We start from the raw sequence: 14,566 nt of genomic DNA, 5'->3' as shown, positions 1-14,566 counted from the left end.
CTGCCCTTAAATTTTAGATGGATAGGAGTGAGTGTAGATGGCAAAAAAGGCACCTGAAATCGGCGATTACAAATACGGGTTTGCTGACAAGGATGTTTCCATCTTCCGTTCAGAGAGAGGTTTAACGAAAGAAATCGTTGAAGAAATCTCTCGTATGAAAAATGAACCACAATGGATGCTTGATTTCCGTTTGAAATCATTACAGCATTTTTATGAAATGCCAATGCCGCAATGGGGCGGTGATTTGGCTGCATTAAATTTTGACGATATTACGTACTATGTAAAACCATCTGAAAAATCTGAGCGTTCTTGGGATGAAGTACCAGAAGAAATCAAACGTACGTTTGATAAGCTTGGAATTCCAGAAGCAGAACAAAAATATCTTGCAGGTGTATCGGCACAATATGAGTCAGAGGTTGTTTATCATAATATGAAAGAAGACCTTGAAGAGCTTGGAATTGTGTTTAAGGACACAGATACAGCCTTGAAAGAAAACGAAGATATTTTCCGTGAGCACTGGGCAAAAGTAATTCCGCCTACAGATAATAAATTTGCGGCTCTTAACTCAGCTGTATGGTCTGGCGGATCATTTATTTATGTTCCTAAAGGCGTAAAGGTTGATACACCGTTGCAGGCATATTTCCGTATCAACTCTGAAAACATGGGCCAATTCGAACGTACGCTGATTATTGTTGATGAAGGCGCACATGTTCACTATGTTGAAGGATGTACTGCACCGGTTTATACAACAAATTCACTTCACAGTGCGGTTGTTGAAATCATCGTAAAAGATGGCGGTTATTGCCGTTACACAACCATTCAAAACTGGGCAAACAACGTATTTAACCTTGTAACAAAACGTGCTGTTTGTGAAGCAAATGCAACAATGGAATGGATTGACGGTAACATCGGTTCTAAGCTGACAATGAAATATCCTGCAGTTATCCTTAAAGGTGAGGGTGCACGTGGTATGACATTATCGATTGCCCTTGCAGGTAAAGGTCAGCACCAGGACGCAGGTGCGAAAATGATTCACTTAGCACCAAATACTTCTTCTACGATCGTTTCAAAATCCATTTCTAAACAAGGTGGTAAAGTAACATATCGCGGAATCGTTCACTTTGGACGTAAAGCAGAAGGCGCAAGATCAAATATTGAATGTGATACACTCATAATGGATAATCAGTCTACATCAGATACAATCCCATACAATGAGATTTTAAACGACAATATTTCCCTTGAGCATGAAGCAAAAGTGTCTAAAGTATCAGAGGAACAATTATTCTATTTAATGAGCCGCGGAATTTCTGAAGAAGAAGCAACCGAAATGATTGTAATGGGCTTTATCGAGCCGTTTACAAAAGAGCTTCCAATGGAATATGCAGTTGAGATGAACCGCCTGATCAAATTCGAAATGGAAGGTTCTATCGGTTAATAAATGGGGGACTGACAGCTTGTCAGTCTTTTTTTTATATAAAAATTTAACCTTTAACCTAGTGTTAGTGTCTGGGCTCCAGGCGCCATCGGCGAAGCACAAGAGGTGCAATTGACGTTAATGTTACAGGGTGTTTCGTTTTAACTGCCTCCAGGGTTTAGTCAAACAGAAATTGAAGTAATGAACACCTTCAATTCCTGTTCGCTTTTATGCTTGCTGCCGAATGATTAGCGCCTTGTGCTTTTTTCGAATAAACAGTTCAATTTTCTATCTCCCTTCGTCATGGTATAGTATGTGTAGACAAACATTTCAAAAGGATGATTTGAATGTCAACAATTCAAATTGGTTTAACTGGATGGGGCGATCATGATTCCCTCTATCCTTTAAAAACAAATACAACAAATAAATTACAGGAATATGCCGCACATTTTCCTACTGTCGAAATCGATGCCAGCTTTTATGCGGTCCAGCCAGAACGAAATATCATGAAATGGATAAATGATACTCCTGATACATTTCAATTTATTCCTAAAGCGTATCAGGGGATGACAGGACATCTTCGCGGAGATATTCCTTTTGAATATAAAGAAACGATGTTTAAAGCATACATACAATCACTAGTACCATTAAAAAAAGCGAATAAGCTGGCTATGGTGCTGTTTCAATTTCCTCCATGGTATGATTGCCGGAAAGAAAATGTCTCGTATTTAAAATGGTGCAGGGAACAAATGGCTGATTTTGATGTAGCCCTTGAATTTCGTAATCGGACTTGGTTTTCCCCTGAGTATCATGATAAAACCCTGCAGTTTATGGAGGCTGAAAAGTGGATTCACAGCATTGTTGATGAACCGCAAGCCGGGGAGAGGTCAATACCTGCTGTGCTTCATCCGACTGATCCCGCTAAGACACTTATTCGTTTTCATGGAAGAAATGTTCATGGATGGAATAAGCCGGCTTCTGGAGATAATTGGCGAGATGTCCGTTATTTATATCGGTACAATCGGGAAGAGTTGCTGGAATGGAAACAAAATTTACATTCACTGCAAAAAGCGACAGATGTTATCTATCTGCTCTTTAATAATAACTCTGGCGGTGATGCCGCTGATAATGCAAAGATGATGATGAATCTATTAGACATCTCCTATTCGGGTCTTGCCGAAATGCAGCTAAGTTTGTTCAGTGATGAAGAGGAGAGGTAAAAAGCATGGAATGGGTGATTCTTTTAATTATCGGTTTTATTGCCGGAACAATCGGCAGCCTTGTCGGATTAGGCGGCGGGATTATAGTTGTCCCTATGCTGCTTACACTAGGCTCTTATTTCTCGAATTTTCAAGATGTCTCACCACAGGTAGCTGTTGGGACATCTTTATTGGTGGTTATCTTTACAGGGCTCTCCTCCACCCTAACCTATATGAAATATAAGAAAGTAGATTATAAAAGCGGACTTATTTTCTTTATCGGGAGCGGACCAGGCGGAATTGTCGGGGCATATGTGAACAAGCTTTTTGATACGTCGTCGTTTTCCTTATGGTTTGGGTTATTTATGATTTTTATATCGATTGTGTTAATGGTAAAGGATAAGCTTCCTCAACGAAGAGGAAAACAGCAAGCGAAAAATGCTGTTGTTTGTTCTTTTATTGGAGATGATGGGATGGAACACTCGTATTCCTACCATCCTGTTCCTGGCATTATCATCTCGTTTGTAGTCGGATTGATATCTGGTCTCTTTGGCATTGGCGGAGGGGCTTTAATGGTTCCAGCCATGATCTTATTGTTTATGTTTCCAGCCCATATTGCGGTGGCAACTTCAATGTTTATTATTTTTTTGTCAGCGTCAACAAGCTCGGTTACACATATTGCATTAGGAAACATCAACTGGATGTTTGCAGCTGTGCTTATTCCAGGTGCATGGTTTGGCGGAAGATTTGGTGCCTTGATTAATACGAAGCTGAAAAATAAGACAATCGTTCATTTACTGAGAATCGTTTTAATCATTGCAGGTTTAAAATTAATTTATGAGGGATTCAAAGGATAAATTGGATATGAACGTTAAAAAGTATGATTGTATACAGGAAGAACCTTATGTATAAGGAGAGAAGGACATGCTAGAGAAAATTCACCTTTACCATACAAATGATTTGCATAGTCATTTTGAAAATTGGCCAGCGATCGTTCAATTTTTAAATGATAAAAAGAAATTGCACGAACAGAATCAAGAACAAATGATCCTTCTTGACATTGGAGATCATGCGGACCGTTTTCATCCAATAACAGAAGCAACAAAAGGAAAAGCCAATGTGACGCTGCTGAATATGCTTCAATATGATGCGGTAACCATTGGAAATAATGAGGGAATTACGTTTTCTCATGAAGACCTAAATACATTATATGAGAGGGCAAACTTTCCAGTTATCCTATCGAATTTATATACAGAGCTGGGAGAACGCCCGCCATGGGTTGTTCCTTATAAAATCATGACTTTACCAAGCGGAATAAAGCTGGCGTTATTAGGCGTGACCGTGTTTTATGAAAAATTCTATGAACTGCTCGGCTGGAAAATAAAGGATCCTTTTCAAAGTCTATTAGAAACCATTGGCCAAGTAAAGGAACAAGCTGATATCATTGTACTTCTCTCACATCTTGGGATAAGCGATGATGAGGTGATTGCAAGAGAATTTCCTGAAATTGATCTTATCCTTGGCGGCCATACCCATCATGTGTTGCCAAACGGCAAAAAGATAGAGAATACACTAGTCGCCGGTGCAGGAAAATATGGGCAATATGTTGGTCATATTTCGTTAACAATCGATCATGAACAAAAAGAATTGGTTGAACGCAAGGCTGCTCTTTATTCAATGTCAGAGCAGAAGGAGATTTGTGAAGAATCTAGTATATGGCTGCAGAAAGCATTAGTAAAAAGCGAAACAGAGCTTTCTGAAACCGTAGGAATATTAGAAAATGATCTAACCTTGGACTGGTTTCATGATTCTACCTTTCCGTTATTTTTAGTTAGAGCACTCCGCGAATGGTGTGATGGAGAGGTTGCAATGGTAAACTCGGGAATGCTTTTGGAGCCGTTAAATAAAGGGCCAGTGACGAGAAAGGATCTTCATCGAATTTGTCCTCATCCTATTAATCCATGTAAGGTTTATTTGAAGGGGGATGTGCTAAAGGAAATCATTGTTCAAGCACGTGAGGAAAAAATGGAGCATCTAAAGTTAAAGGGATTAGGCTTCCGGGGAAAAGTAATGGGGCGCATGGTTTTTGATGGTATTGAGGTGAAAATGGAGAAGTTGGCGGACGGGAAACAGCATGTTGCAGAAGTGCTTGTGAATGGCGAACCAATTCATTATGATCGGATTTATGCCGTTGCAACAGTTGATATGTTTACGCTTGGACCACTTTATCCGGAAATTAGCCATGCAGAGAAAAAAATCTTTTATATGCCCGAACTTTTAAGAGATCTATTAGCCTGGAGAGTAGCGGAAAAATCACTAACAAAGTAGGCAAAACATCTACACGCATCCTTTCATTACTCATAAAGATATAGTAAGAAAGGAGTGTAGAACTAGCGATGATCACCATGACTCCAATTGTCATTGAAGGAAAACAATTTACAGCAATCACAGTTGCTTTACCAAAAACGAATTTTATGGCGGTCACTAACGATAAAGGCTATATTATGTGTGGTGCCTTAGATGTTGCTTTATTAAATGAAAAGTTAAAAGATAGAGGAATCATTGCAGGCAGAGCAGTTGGTGTTAGAACAATTGAACAATTACTTGAGGCGCCATTGGAATCTGTCACATATGAAGCTGAAAAGCTAGGCATTGTTGTTGGGACAAAAGGAAAAGACGCCTTAGTTATGATGGCATAAATAGATTTTTCCATTTTATTCGTTTAAGGTTTTTAATATTTTTCATAAATAAAGAAATTATTTTTGATCGTAAAAATAATGCGTACATCCCTCCTTACATGCATACACATAACATGTAAAGGAGGGATTTGTTTTGGCTAAGTTCCGCGCCCGTCGTCCGCGCAGAGGGCCCCTGCCTCTTCGATATGTGTTACTATTAACTTTAGTTATTTTTATATTATTAACAGCCGTAAGTTTCTGGATTGTTAATGCCCAAATTGAAGCAACCTTGATGAGGATCGCTAAATTAGAAGCTAAAAAAGTAGCAACAACGATCATTCATGATGCAGTTGATGAAGAAATTCTTACAAAAGAAGAACAAGAGAATATAGTTGCTGTGGGCAAGGATAATGAGGGGAACATCAATTCATTTACCTTTAATCAACGAGCAATAACTGCAGCTAAAAAAAGGGTAACAGATAATGTGACAATCAAGCTGGAAGAGATTGAAAGAAATAATTTTCACGATATCTCCTCTGACCCAAAAAGAGATGATGGAATAATTTATGAGATTCCATTAGGGAAGATTACAGGTAATTCCATATTGAGTACGCTAGGTCCAGGTATTCCAGTAGAATATTATTTAATAGGTGATGTCTTTACGGATATTAAAAGTACGACAGAGGAATATGGCATAAATAATGCAAAACATGAAGTAGAGATTTTTGTGGAAGTTAGTGTTCAAGTTGTAATCCCTTTTGCTACAGAAGTGATCAAAGTAGAAAATTCAATACCGATTATTATCCAAACCGAACAAGGGGAAGTTCCGCAATACTATAATGGTAGCGGTGAGTTGGATCATTCAATAGAATTACCGAAAAAATGATCATTTTACACTATAAATGTTGAAAATAAGCATAAAGACCAAACCTCCTTAACTCAAGATGAGACTGTGAAGGGAGAAAATATGAGGGGGAAATTTAAAAATGTCACCGATAATTATATTGGAAAGAGTTATTTTTCTGAGAAATGAATGATAAAAGGAGCAATGATTGTTATTTTGATGCTCCATTGTTTCATTCAATTCAAACATTTTAATGTTTATTCTTTAGAAATAACAATAGGTTTTACCACAAAATGGAAAAGATAGGCTGACAACAGTGTCGGCCTATCTTCTTTTTCTTTCTGCGCGTTCCCATGCCCTTAAATGCGGATAAGGGTCAAAAGACCATTCTGTTCGACCGTTATCCTTATAAACACCATAATGCAAATGTGGCGGGAATTTCCCTGCTGTTCCAGGGGGGCCATAGCCTGAGCTTCCTACAGAACCGATTAATTGTCCTGGTTCAACAATCTGCCCAGTATGCAGTCCGTCAGCAAATCCATTTAAATGGGCGAAATAGTGGTACGTATTATCAATATCCCGTATGCCGACCCGCCAGCCTCCATAACGATTCCAGCCCTTCATTTCAACAACACCATAGCATGTTGCTCTAACAGGTACTCCATAATTTGCAAAAATATCTGTACCTTCATGAATTCTCCTTCCTCCCCAGCCGCGAGCATCACCCCATGTGTTTTTGTAGCTATAATTGTGATTTAAGGGAACAGGGAAGGCGTGTTTATCCAAATCCAGACGGCCATATTTTTTATATAGCTGCATATGCCCCATAATAAGTCCAACTGCTTTATCACGTTGATAATAATCCCATAACCCGATTTTTAAATTGTCGAGATCAGTTCCATAGGATTTTAAATAATGAGCAAAAGAATAAAGAACATCTTCATCGTTTGTCGGGTCAGCGCGGTTGTCTCCATTTCCGTCTTCCCCAATACCGTCAAATAACCCGATGCTTTTAGGATTTGTATCCTGTTTATTCGGATTAAGCGGCCCTGCCCATACTTCTGGCCTGATATAGATTTCTATTAGCCCTTCAGCTTTTGGGATGTCCTTGCGCGAATGGCGGACATTTCGTTCATATTGATCAATAGCAGCTAAGATATACCATGGTATTGTGGTAATTGTTTCAACCTTTTTATATAAGCTCATCAGCCTTTGGTGTTCTTGATTTTGGTCTGTTCCAGTTTCAGCACCATAAGCCAGAGGTTGAGCTGAAATACATATCACCGTAAAGATAAAAATGGTACTGAGAAATTTGCGCACAGTAATAAGCTCCTTTCAGCCGGTTTCATAGTCCCACATGAGCTGGCAGTTATACCAGCATCAAACGAATGCTTGAAAAACAGATAATGAGGATACAACTGCCAGTAAATGCCGGATAAGATCTAAAACCTAAATACTTGGAAGTTCTTTTACTAGTTTGGTTTTAGGGAGACAGTTTCATTAATAGCAAATGTTAGAAATTGCATAAGCACCTTTTCTTGTCCCGCTTGATTTCATATGTTAAAGTGGATACGGATATATCATTTTTAAAGGGAAATGAAATTATGTAATTGGAGATGAATCAGATGGCGAAAAAGGAAGAATATATACGTAAGCCAGAATGGTTAAAAATAAAATTAAATACAAATGAAAATTACACCGATTTAAAAAAGCTAATGAGAGAGAAAAATTTACATACAGTATGTGAAGAGGCTAAATGTCCTAACATTCATGAATGCTGGGCCGTACGAAGAACAGCGACATTTATGATTTTAGGCTCGGTTTGTACTCGTGCATGCCGGTTCTGTGCAGTAAAAACAGGCCTTCCTAATGAGCTTGACTTAGCTGAGCCAGAACGTGTTGCTGATTCTGTTGCTTTAATGAATTTAAAGCATGCAGTTATTACAATGGTAGCTCGTGACGATTTAAAGGATGGCGGTGCGAAAGTATTGGCTGAAACAATTCGTGCTATTCGTCGTAAAAGTCCATTTACCACTGTTGAAGTATTACCATCTGATTTAGGCGGTGTTTATGAGAACTTGAAAATGGTTATGGATGCGAAGCCGGATATTTTAAATCACAACATTGAAACTGTACGTGAGCTAACACCAAGAGTGCGGGCACGTGCAAAATATGAAAGATCGTTGCAGTTCTTAAAATGGGCAAAAGAAATGCAGCCTGAAATCCCTACAAAGTCAAGTTTAATGATCGGTTTAGGAGAAACAAAGGAACAAATTATAGAAACAATGGATGACTTACGGGCAAATGATGTTGATATTATGACAATCGGCCAATACCTACAGCCAACGAAGAAGCACTTGAAGGTGCAAAAATATTATCACCCAGATGAATTTAACGAGTTGCGTGACATAGCATTAAGCAAAGGCTTCAGTCATTGTGAAGCTGGCCCTCTTGTTCGTTCATCTTATCATGCTGATGAGCAAGTAAATGCAGCAGCAAAACAAAGACAAGCACAAGCGTAATGGAAAAAAGGAAGAGAATCTCTTCCTTTTTTTCGTCCTGTTTTTTGGTTAAGCGCTTTGACATCTTGCGCTCTTGAATATGCCATTATTTATTATTATCATTGTTATAGCGCGTTTTTTCATATTGATCCTTTGTATCATCATCAAGTTCTTCGTTTGTTTCGCCGTAACCCTCTCCATTTGGATTTTCACCTGTATTAAGTGGCTTTCCCTGCGGAGATTTAAGCATTTGTTTGATTGTTTTGTTTAAAATCTGGTCAATATCACGACTATTTGAATCCAGCGGGCTGTATGCTTCGATTTGCTGAATCATATTGGCGTCATCTGACACATAGACGTGGTAATATCTTGGAACGACAGATAAGGCGGTTTTCTTTACTTGGTCTGCCGCATCATTGCGATTTTCTGAATTTGTTCGATATGCTACCAATACTTCTTCATCTGTAACTAATGTGGCAACATCTTGAATGTTCGGAAGCTGGACAATTAAGCTGCTTATCGTGTTAGCAGTTTGCTCCCGGTTTACACCAGGTGTAGGTGTATAGGCTACATCTTGAGGAATGCCGCTCTTTTGATGACGTACATATCCAAAGTTTGCTGAATTCGTATCTTTTCCATTTGGATGGCCGTCTTCATTGTAAAGATCGGTACGATCCTGTACATTTATTGTATTACCGCTTTCGTGCAAAAATTGAGCATCTTCTTCAGCACCATACTGACAAGCCGTTAAAAGCGATAGACCAATAACACTTATGGCTAATTTTAATTTTATCAATATTAGCACCTCCTCAATTTTAGGATGACCAAAGCGGATTGAATTTTTCTTAGTAATTGATGGTTAGGTATGATTAGATTATGATAAGAATAAGGAATATGGATGGGGTGAATAAGAAAATGATCGTTGTTCAAAACCAATGTTTTGAGTTGGTTAAAGAGGAAAGAAACGGATTTAATGAAGAAGTCTTTAAAGAAAGATACAGTGATATCTTAAATAAATATGACTATATCGTAGGTGATTGGGGCTATAGCCAGTTAAGGCTGCGAGGATTCTTTGATGACCAAAATCAAAAAGCATCTTATGACACGAAGATAAGTACACTAGATGAATATATTTTTGAATATTGCAATTTTGGATGTGCTTATTTTGTATTGAAGAAAATAAAAAAATAAGAACAGGATAAAACGCGGCTAAGCGAAAGGCCGCGTTTATTTTGTAGCTCTTTTATAAAAGGGTGTTACTTCTTTAAACAAGGCAAGGCGCTGTTAAACGTACCTGTTGATTTACATTTCAAGCGCTCGGTTTCCGCTATGATCCGGGAGATCTCTGCAAGTGCTCCTTGTCCTTTTGTTCCCGCAGGAGCCGTTCAAACTAGTACAGTCAGTATTAAAAGTAGTTTAAAACAAAAAAGATTCTCATTTTGACTTCGAAAATCTTAACATCACGTTGTTGTTCAAGTAACAACAAGGTTTACGAAAACAGCTTTCACTAAACAATCTCATATAAAAAGTCACGAAGTTCACTCGCATCCTCTTCATTAAGGTTATAAGCATATTCTAAATAACCGGGTTCTTTTAGGTCATCTTCACCAATAATGGCAAAGCGATTGCTCTGTAAATCAAGAATGATTTGCTTCCCATAGTAACGGTCACTTTGGATAATGGCCAGATCAAATCGCTGGTTTTCCCCCATAAAGCTAACAAATCTTGTCTTTGTTTCAACTGTATCATCATATAAAAAAAACCGTTCAGACATTGCTTGAACTCCTTTCTTATTCCCTTTCTGTTAACCAACTCACATAAAAAAGATAATTTCATCATATCAAATAGTTGGAATTGATTGAAACGGAAAATGTCATCTTGTATAACGAAAATAAAATTTTCCAAGAAATAAGTCGAAATATCCATAATTGTGATAAAATATGATTACTTACGGTGACTACCAGAAGGGTTGAATGCTCATGGCCATTGGATTTTGGGAAAAGCAATACATGAGGGTGAAAAAGTGGAGCAAGCTTTTTCTGCCACACCAAAAATTACGTTATTTCCCACCTAAGTTTGTCCTAAGAGATCCTGTATTAGAAGGGGTTTTAGACACACTGTCTAATGGTCATCAAGTTGCAGTGGTTGTGTTGTCGATTTCAAATCTTAAGGAGTTTTCTCAACAATTCGAACTCACTCAATTACAAGAGTATAGAAACGAATTAAAATTAGGGTTTCAATTTATTTTTAAGGATTCTGCCTATAAAGATGACCTGATTATCGTTCATGATTATTATAGTGAAGGATTAACGATCTTTTTGAGGATCCAAGATGAAAAACAAAGGTTCATACATATTGAAAACATGATAAATATAATGATGCCGAAGCTGGAAAGGTGGATAAATACAAAATACCCGTATTTCCAGCATACTTTTGATATCGGCTATATGTTTGTTGAAAGGCAATATTGTACGACACAGAATGCTTTGTATATCGTGCAGCAGCAAGCAGTTGCAATGGCGGAAAAGCGAATACAATCCCGGTATATTAAAACATTATTAGAGGTGCGTGAAATTATCCAAAAAAGGCAGATTACCTTATTGGCACAGCCCATTATTGATTTGCCGAAAAATCAAATTATTGCCTGGGAATTTCTTACGAGAGGGCCAAAAGGGACAGCATTAGAAACTCCTCTTCAATTGTTTTCGCTTGCAAGACAATCAAATCTTATTTATGATTTAGAGCTTTTAGTTTTAGAAAAAGCGTTTAAGCTAATTAGTAAAGCTGGCTGCTTGGATGACATTTTTTTGAATTTTACACCCATTACACTTGGGAATAAACGTTTTATACCTGCGCTTGAAAAACTATTGAATGAATTTCCAGAAATCAAGCCTGGAAAGCTTATTTTTGAAGTGACAGAACGTGATTCCATTGAAGGATTAGCCTTTTTCCTTGATAATATAAAGCAGCTGCGCCAAAAAGGGTTTCGGATTGCTGTAGATGATACTGGTGCAGGTTATTCAAGTCTGCATACAATCAATGAATTAATGCCTGATATAATTAAAATTGACCGCTCTGTGATTCAAGATATTGATACGAACAAACTAAAGGAATCCATGTTAAAAGGGTTGATTTTGATTGCAAAGGAAGCTGGTTCTCTTGTTGTAGCAGAGGGAATTGAGAAGAAAGAAGAAGCAGATGTTCTGTTGCGAAATCAGGTTGATTTAGCTCAAGGATATTTTTATGCAAAGCCTGGAAAACTTGAGAAGGATCGTGTTGAGTTAGTATAAGGAAGGTGACGTCAGTGTATTTTGTAGACCGTGAATTAATTGAAGCAAAGCTGAAATATCTAGAAAAACAGGTTGAACTTTTCGCCAATCAAAAAAATTGGACTAGTGATATCGAAAAAGCCGCGCTTGAGAGAATCTGCCATATGTGCATTGAAACAATACTGGATGTCGGAAATGCAATGATTGATGGTTTTATCATGAGGGATCCGGGAAGCTATGAGGACATCATTGACATCCTTTTAGATGAAAAGGTCATAAACAGCAGCGAAGCTACAGGACTAAAAGAAGTAATCCTGCTTAGAAAAGTAATTGTTCAGGATTACTTAGCTGTTGAATACGATAAGCTGGTTCATGTTCTTTCTCTTCAAGAACCTCACATTAGAGCGTTTCCAACAAATGTTCGAACTTATATTCAGAATGAACTTGGGCCAGTTTCAGCATTTAAACCATTATAAATAAGAAAAGCTCCAGATCCTAGATCCTAGAGGTATAGGCGCTGGAGCTAGAAATCAAAAATTTATTATCTTTAATAAAAGCTTAGAGTGACTTGATGGGGCAGGCGGGCAAAAACGCAACTAATCGGCCTGACTGCACTTGCACATCCTGTGCTCTGGAGCTGGATGCAGCAGCGCTTATCCACAGTTAAAGCAATTTATCATTTCCTAAACAACAAGGAAAGGGTGACTTATTTTAGGTCATCCTCTTTCATTTGAAAACCAAACGGAAGAAGTGATTGTAAGTGAAACAGTATAAAGGTTATTTAATCGATTTGGATGGCACCATGTATCGCGGAACAGAACAAATTGAAGCAGCAGGGGAGTTTGTCGCCTTTTTGGCTAAAAAAGGGCTTCCTTATCTCTTTGTTACGAACAACTCCTCACTAACGCCAGAACAAGTGGCAAAAAAACTCCAGGAATTTAATATCCAGGCAACAACGGAAAGTGTGTTTACGACCAGTCAGGCTACAGCAAATTATATTTGGGAGAAAAAGCCCGGTGCAACGGTTTATGCAATTGGAGAAATTGGCCTTAAACAAGCATTGGAACAAAGGGGCCTGAGGTTTGTTGAACACGATCCTGATTTTGTTGTTACTGGAATTGACCGTGAAATCACCTATGAAAAGCTTGCAAAGGCATGTATCGCTGTTAGAAACGGAGCAGTATTTATTTCAACGAACGCAGATATTGCACTCCCGACAGAAAGAGGTCTTTTACCTGGCAACGGTGCCATGACATCTGTCATTACTGTTTCAACAAATACTCAGCCAATTTTTATAGGAAAACCGGAGGGCATTATTGTGGAACAAGCCTTACAGGTTCTAGGAACTGAAAAACACGAAACCCTAATGGTTGGTGATAATTATGATACTGACATAAAAGCGGGGATTAATTGTGGATTAGATACGCTGCTTGTTCATACTGGTGTCACCTCAAAAGAGCAATTAAATACTTATCCAATTCAGCCTACGTATTCAGTGGAATCTTTAGAGGAATATGTTCGTATTGTATGGAAGTAAATCAAAGGACTGTCTTTTAAGAGCTACTCACCCTCTATAAGACAGTCCTTATTTATTCTAACTTAATGGCCAGTAATCCCCGATTTTATCATACAAGAGAAGCAAAGAAGATTAGTAGGTGATAACTGCCGTAAAGATCTCATATTTACACAAACATCAGTTGGCACCTGTACTTCCTGAACTTTGAGAACCCTACTGATGATCGTTCGCTTTATCCATCTTAACGGGCAGAATACCTTAATGGAAAGTTGTAATGGGCTTCCATAAAGATCAGATAAGTATCTCTTTGATTTTAATAGAGTTCCCTATTATTCAACATCTCTCGCTCGATGTGCCAGTCTGCTTGATGCTGCTGCTGCAATTGCTCCTACAATATCATCCAAAAACGTATGGCATTTTCCAGTTGATTTATCATTTAAATATTGCAGGATTCCTGGTTTAAGTTTATCGATATATCCGTAATTTGTGAAGCCGATTGATCCGTATATATTTACAATTGAAAAAGCTAAAATTTCATCTACACCATATAAGCTTTCATCTGTGCCAATAATGGTTTGTAACGGTTCTTCTAATTGCCCCTTTTCGGCTAACACGTCAAATTGAATCCCGGTAAGAACCGCATTTTGCACCTCTCGTTTTGTCAGCACGCGGTCAACATTTTCTAAACACTCTTTCATTGTTAAATCAGGGTGATACTTTTCTTGTAAAAAGTATACGAGATCAGCAATATCTTCGAGTTTTACTCCTCTTTTTACCATCCATTCTCGTGCAGTTTTTTCAACGATATCCATCTTTTCTTCACTTTTCATTAAAAATCACCCATTCTATTTGTTTTGCGCATTTATTTAGTTTATGAGTCATATCTTTAAGATATTCAGTCTTTAAAAAAATGATTAGTTTTTAAGAAGATATAAAATTTTCACCTAATTTTTCTGCCATCTGCTCCTCTAGGGAGTTGCCAATTTGATACGGAAGGAAAAGAACGCCTTCTATTGCAATTCGTCTTGTGCCCCTAAGCGCTGTGCTTTTCTAATCCTTAACAGTTTAAACCTATTTTTAAAGAATTAACCTCTATCCTATATTCTTCTACAAAAACATCTATTCTCCCTGCAGCAAATAATCAT

15 protein-coding genes are annotated in these 14,566 nt (G+C 38.0%); 11 read left to right on the top strand and 4 right to left on the bottom strand.

Translation table 11 applies throughout. The annotated features are described in order from the left end of the window. The first annotated feature begins 37 nt into the window (after positions 1-37). The 6 genes from sufB to yunB all read left to right on the top strand — a co-directional run bounded on the left by sufB (position 38) and on the right by yunB (position 6,177). Complete coding sequence (gene sufB / locus WQ54_RS03780) at positions 38-1,435, top strand: Fe-S cluster assembly protein SufB (protein WP_046512362.1); 1,398 nt, start codon at positions 38-40, stop codon at positions 1,433-1,435. 326 nt (positions 1,436-1,761) lie between these two features. Continuing rightward, the gene (locus WQ54_RS03775; RefSeq protein WP_046512359.1) at positions 1,762-2,634 is read left to right on the top strand and encodes a DUF72 domain-containing protein; all 873 of its coding nucleotides are present in this window, start codon (positions 1,762-1,764) and stop codon (positions 2,632-2,634) included. Positions 2,635-2,639: 5 nt separating this feature from the next. After that, positions 2,640-3,470: a sulfite exporter TauE/SafE family protein gene (locus WQ54_RS03770; RefSeq protein ID WP_046512356.1), complete on the top strand. Its 831-nt coding sequence runs from the start codon at positions 2,640-2,642 to the stop codon at positions 3,468-3,470. Between the two features lie 67 nt (positions 3,471-3,537). Beyond that, positions 3,538-4,941, top strand: coding sequence for a bifunctional UDP-sugar hydrolase/5'-nucleotidase (locus WQ54_RS03765; RefSeq protein WP_046512353.1), 1,404 nt, complete (start codon positions 3,538-3,540; stop codon positions 4,939-4,941). A 68-nt stretch (positions 4,942-5,009) separates the two neighbouring features. Continuing rightward, the gene (locus WQ54_RS03760; RefSeq protein ID WP_046512350.1) at positions 5,010-5,312 is read left to right on the top strand and encodes a YunC family protein; all 303 of its coding nucleotides are present in this window, start codon (positions 5,010-5,012) and stop codon (positions 5,310-5,312) included. Positions 5,313-5,445: 133 nt separating this feature from the next. After that, entirely contained in the window at positions 5,446-6,177 is a 732-nt protein-coding gene (gene yunB / locus WQ54_RS03755) for a sporulation protein YunB (RefSeq protein ID WP_046512347.1), read from the top strand. A gap of 282 nt (positions 6,178-6,459) precedes the next feature. On the opposite strand, the gene WQ54_RS03750 is transcribed toward yunB, so the two are convergent. Then, positions 6,460-7,395, bottom strand: coding sequence for a M23 family metallopeptidase (locus tag WQ54_RS03750; RefSeq protein ID WP_231597446.1), 936 nt, complete (start codon positions 7,393-7,395; stop codon positions 6,460-6,462). A gap of 365 nt (positions 7,396-7,760) precedes the next feature. On the opposite strand from WQ54_RS03750, the gene lipA reads away from it, so the two are divergent. Next, positions 7,761-8,657 (top strand): lipoyl synthase, encoded by an 897-nt coding sequence (gene lipA / locus WQ54_RS03745; RefSeq protein WP_046512341.1) that lies wholly within the window; start codon positions 7,761-7,763, stop codon positions 8,655-8,657. 85 nt (positions 8,658-8,742) lie between these two features. Here lipA and WQ54_RS03740 read toward each other — a convergent pair whose 3' ends face one another. After that, a complete protein-coding gene (locus tag WQ54_RS03740; RefSeq protein ID WP_052737644.1) occupies positions 8,743-9,432 on the bottom strand; it encodes a YhcN/YlaJ family sporulation lipoprotein in 690 nt (229 codons plus the stop codon). 119 nt (positions 9,433-9,551) lie between these two features. Here WQ54_RS03740 and WQ54_RS03735 point away from each other — a divergent pair, with 119 nt between their 5' ends. Further along, positions 9,552-9,827, top strand: coding sequence for a YutD family protein (locus WQ54_RS03735; RefSeq protein ID WP_046512339.1), 276 nt, complete (start codon positions 9,552-9,554; stop codon positions 9,825-9,827). 316 nt (positions 9,828-10,143) lie between these two features. Here the strand turns inward: WQ54_RS03735 and WQ54_RS03730 are convergent, their stop codons facing one another. Then, positions 10,144-10,410, bottom strand: a complete 267-nt coding sequence (locus WQ54_RS03730; protein ID WP_046512336.1) for a DUF3055 domain-containing protein — start codon at positions 10,408-10,410, stop codon at positions 10,144-10,146. Positions 10,411-10,615: 205 nt separating this feature from the next. Here WQ54_RS03730 and WQ54_RS03725 point away from each other — a divergent pair, with 205 nt between their 5' ends. From WQ54_RS03725 to WQ54_RS03715, 3 genes are all read left to right on the top strand, one after another. Beyond that, on the top strand, positions 10,616-11,926 hold the full coding sequence (locus WQ54_RS03725; protein ID WP_052737655.1) for an EAL domain-containing protein: 1,311 nt from the start codon (positions 10,616-10,618) through the stop codon (positions 11,924-11,926). Positions 11,927-11,940: 14 nt separating this feature from the next. Next, positions 11,941-12,381 (top strand): DUF86 domain-containing protein, encoded by a 441-nt coding sequence (locus WQ54_RS03720; RefSeq protein WP_046512330.1) that lies wholly within the window; start codon positions 11,941-11,943, stop codon positions 12,379-12,381. Positions 12,382-12,665: 284 nt separating this feature from the next. After that, positions 12,666-13,442, top strand: coding sequence for a TIGR01457 family HAD-type hydrolase (locus tag WQ54_RS03715; protein WP_046512327.1), 777 nt, complete (start codon positions 12,666-12,668; stop codon positions 13,440-13,442). Positions 13,443-13,750: 308 nt separating this feature from the next. Here WQ54_RS03715 and WQ54_RS03710 read toward each other — a convergent pair whose 3' ends face one another. Then, a complete protein-coding gene (locus WQ54_RS03710) occupies positions 13,751-14,251 on the bottom strand; it encodes a phosphatidylglycerophosphatase A (RefSeq protein ID WP_046512324.1) in 501 nt (166 codons plus the stop codon). Positions 14,252-14,566 lie beyond the last annotated feature (315 nt).

Source organism: Bacillus sp. SA1-12 (assembly GCF_000981385.1).
Lineage (GTDB): Bacteria > Bacillota > Bacilli > Bacillales > Bacillaceae > Metabacillus.
This window is presented reverse-complemented; position numbering and strand designations above follow the sequence as displayed.

What these genes read in the sequence shown, in the direction of transcription:
- WQ54_RS03775 (WP_046512359.1), top strand. Translation starts at nt 1,762, where the DNA reads ATGTCAACAATTCAAATTGGTTTAACTGGATGGGGCGATCATGATTCC.
- lipA (WP_046512341.1), top strand. Translation starts at nt 7,761, where the DNA reads ATGGCGAAAAAGGAAGAATATATACGTAAGCCAGAATGGTTAAAAATA.
- WQ54_RS03760 (WP_046512350.1), top strand. Translation starts at nt 5,010, where the DNA reads ATGATCACCATGACTCCAATTGTCATTGAAGGAAAACAATTTACAGCA.
- WQ54_RS03710 (WP_046512324.1), bottom strand. Translation starts at nt 14,251, where the DNA reads ATGAAAAGTGAAGAAAAGATGGATATCGTTGAAAAAACTGCACGAGAA.
- sufB (WP_046512362.1), top strand. Translation starts at nt 38, where the DNA reads ATGGCAAAAAAGGCACCTGAAATCGGCGATTACAAATACGGGTTTGCT.
- WQ54_RS03725 (WP_052737655.1), top strand. Translation starts at nt 10,616, where the DNA reads ATGGCCATTGGATTTTGGGAAAAGCAATACATGAGGGTGAAAAAGTGG.
- WQ54_RS03730 (WP_046512336.1), bottom strand. Translation starts at nt 10,410, where the DNA reads ATGTCTGAACGGTTTTTTTTATATGATGATACAGTTGAAACAAAGACA.
- WQ54_RS03770 (WP_046512356.1), top strand. Translation starts at nt 2,640, where the DNA reads ATGGAATGGGTGATTCTTTTAATTATCGGTTTTATTGCCGGAACAATC.
- WQ54_RS03735 (WP_046512339.1), top strand. Translation starts at nt 9,552, where the DNA reads ATGATCGTTGTTCAAAACCAATGTTTTGAGTTGGTTAAAGAGGAAAGA.
- WQ54_RS03765 (WP_046512353.1), top strand. Translation starts at nt 3,538, where the DNA reads ATGCTAGAGAAAATTCACCTTTACCATACAAATGATTTGCATAGTCAT.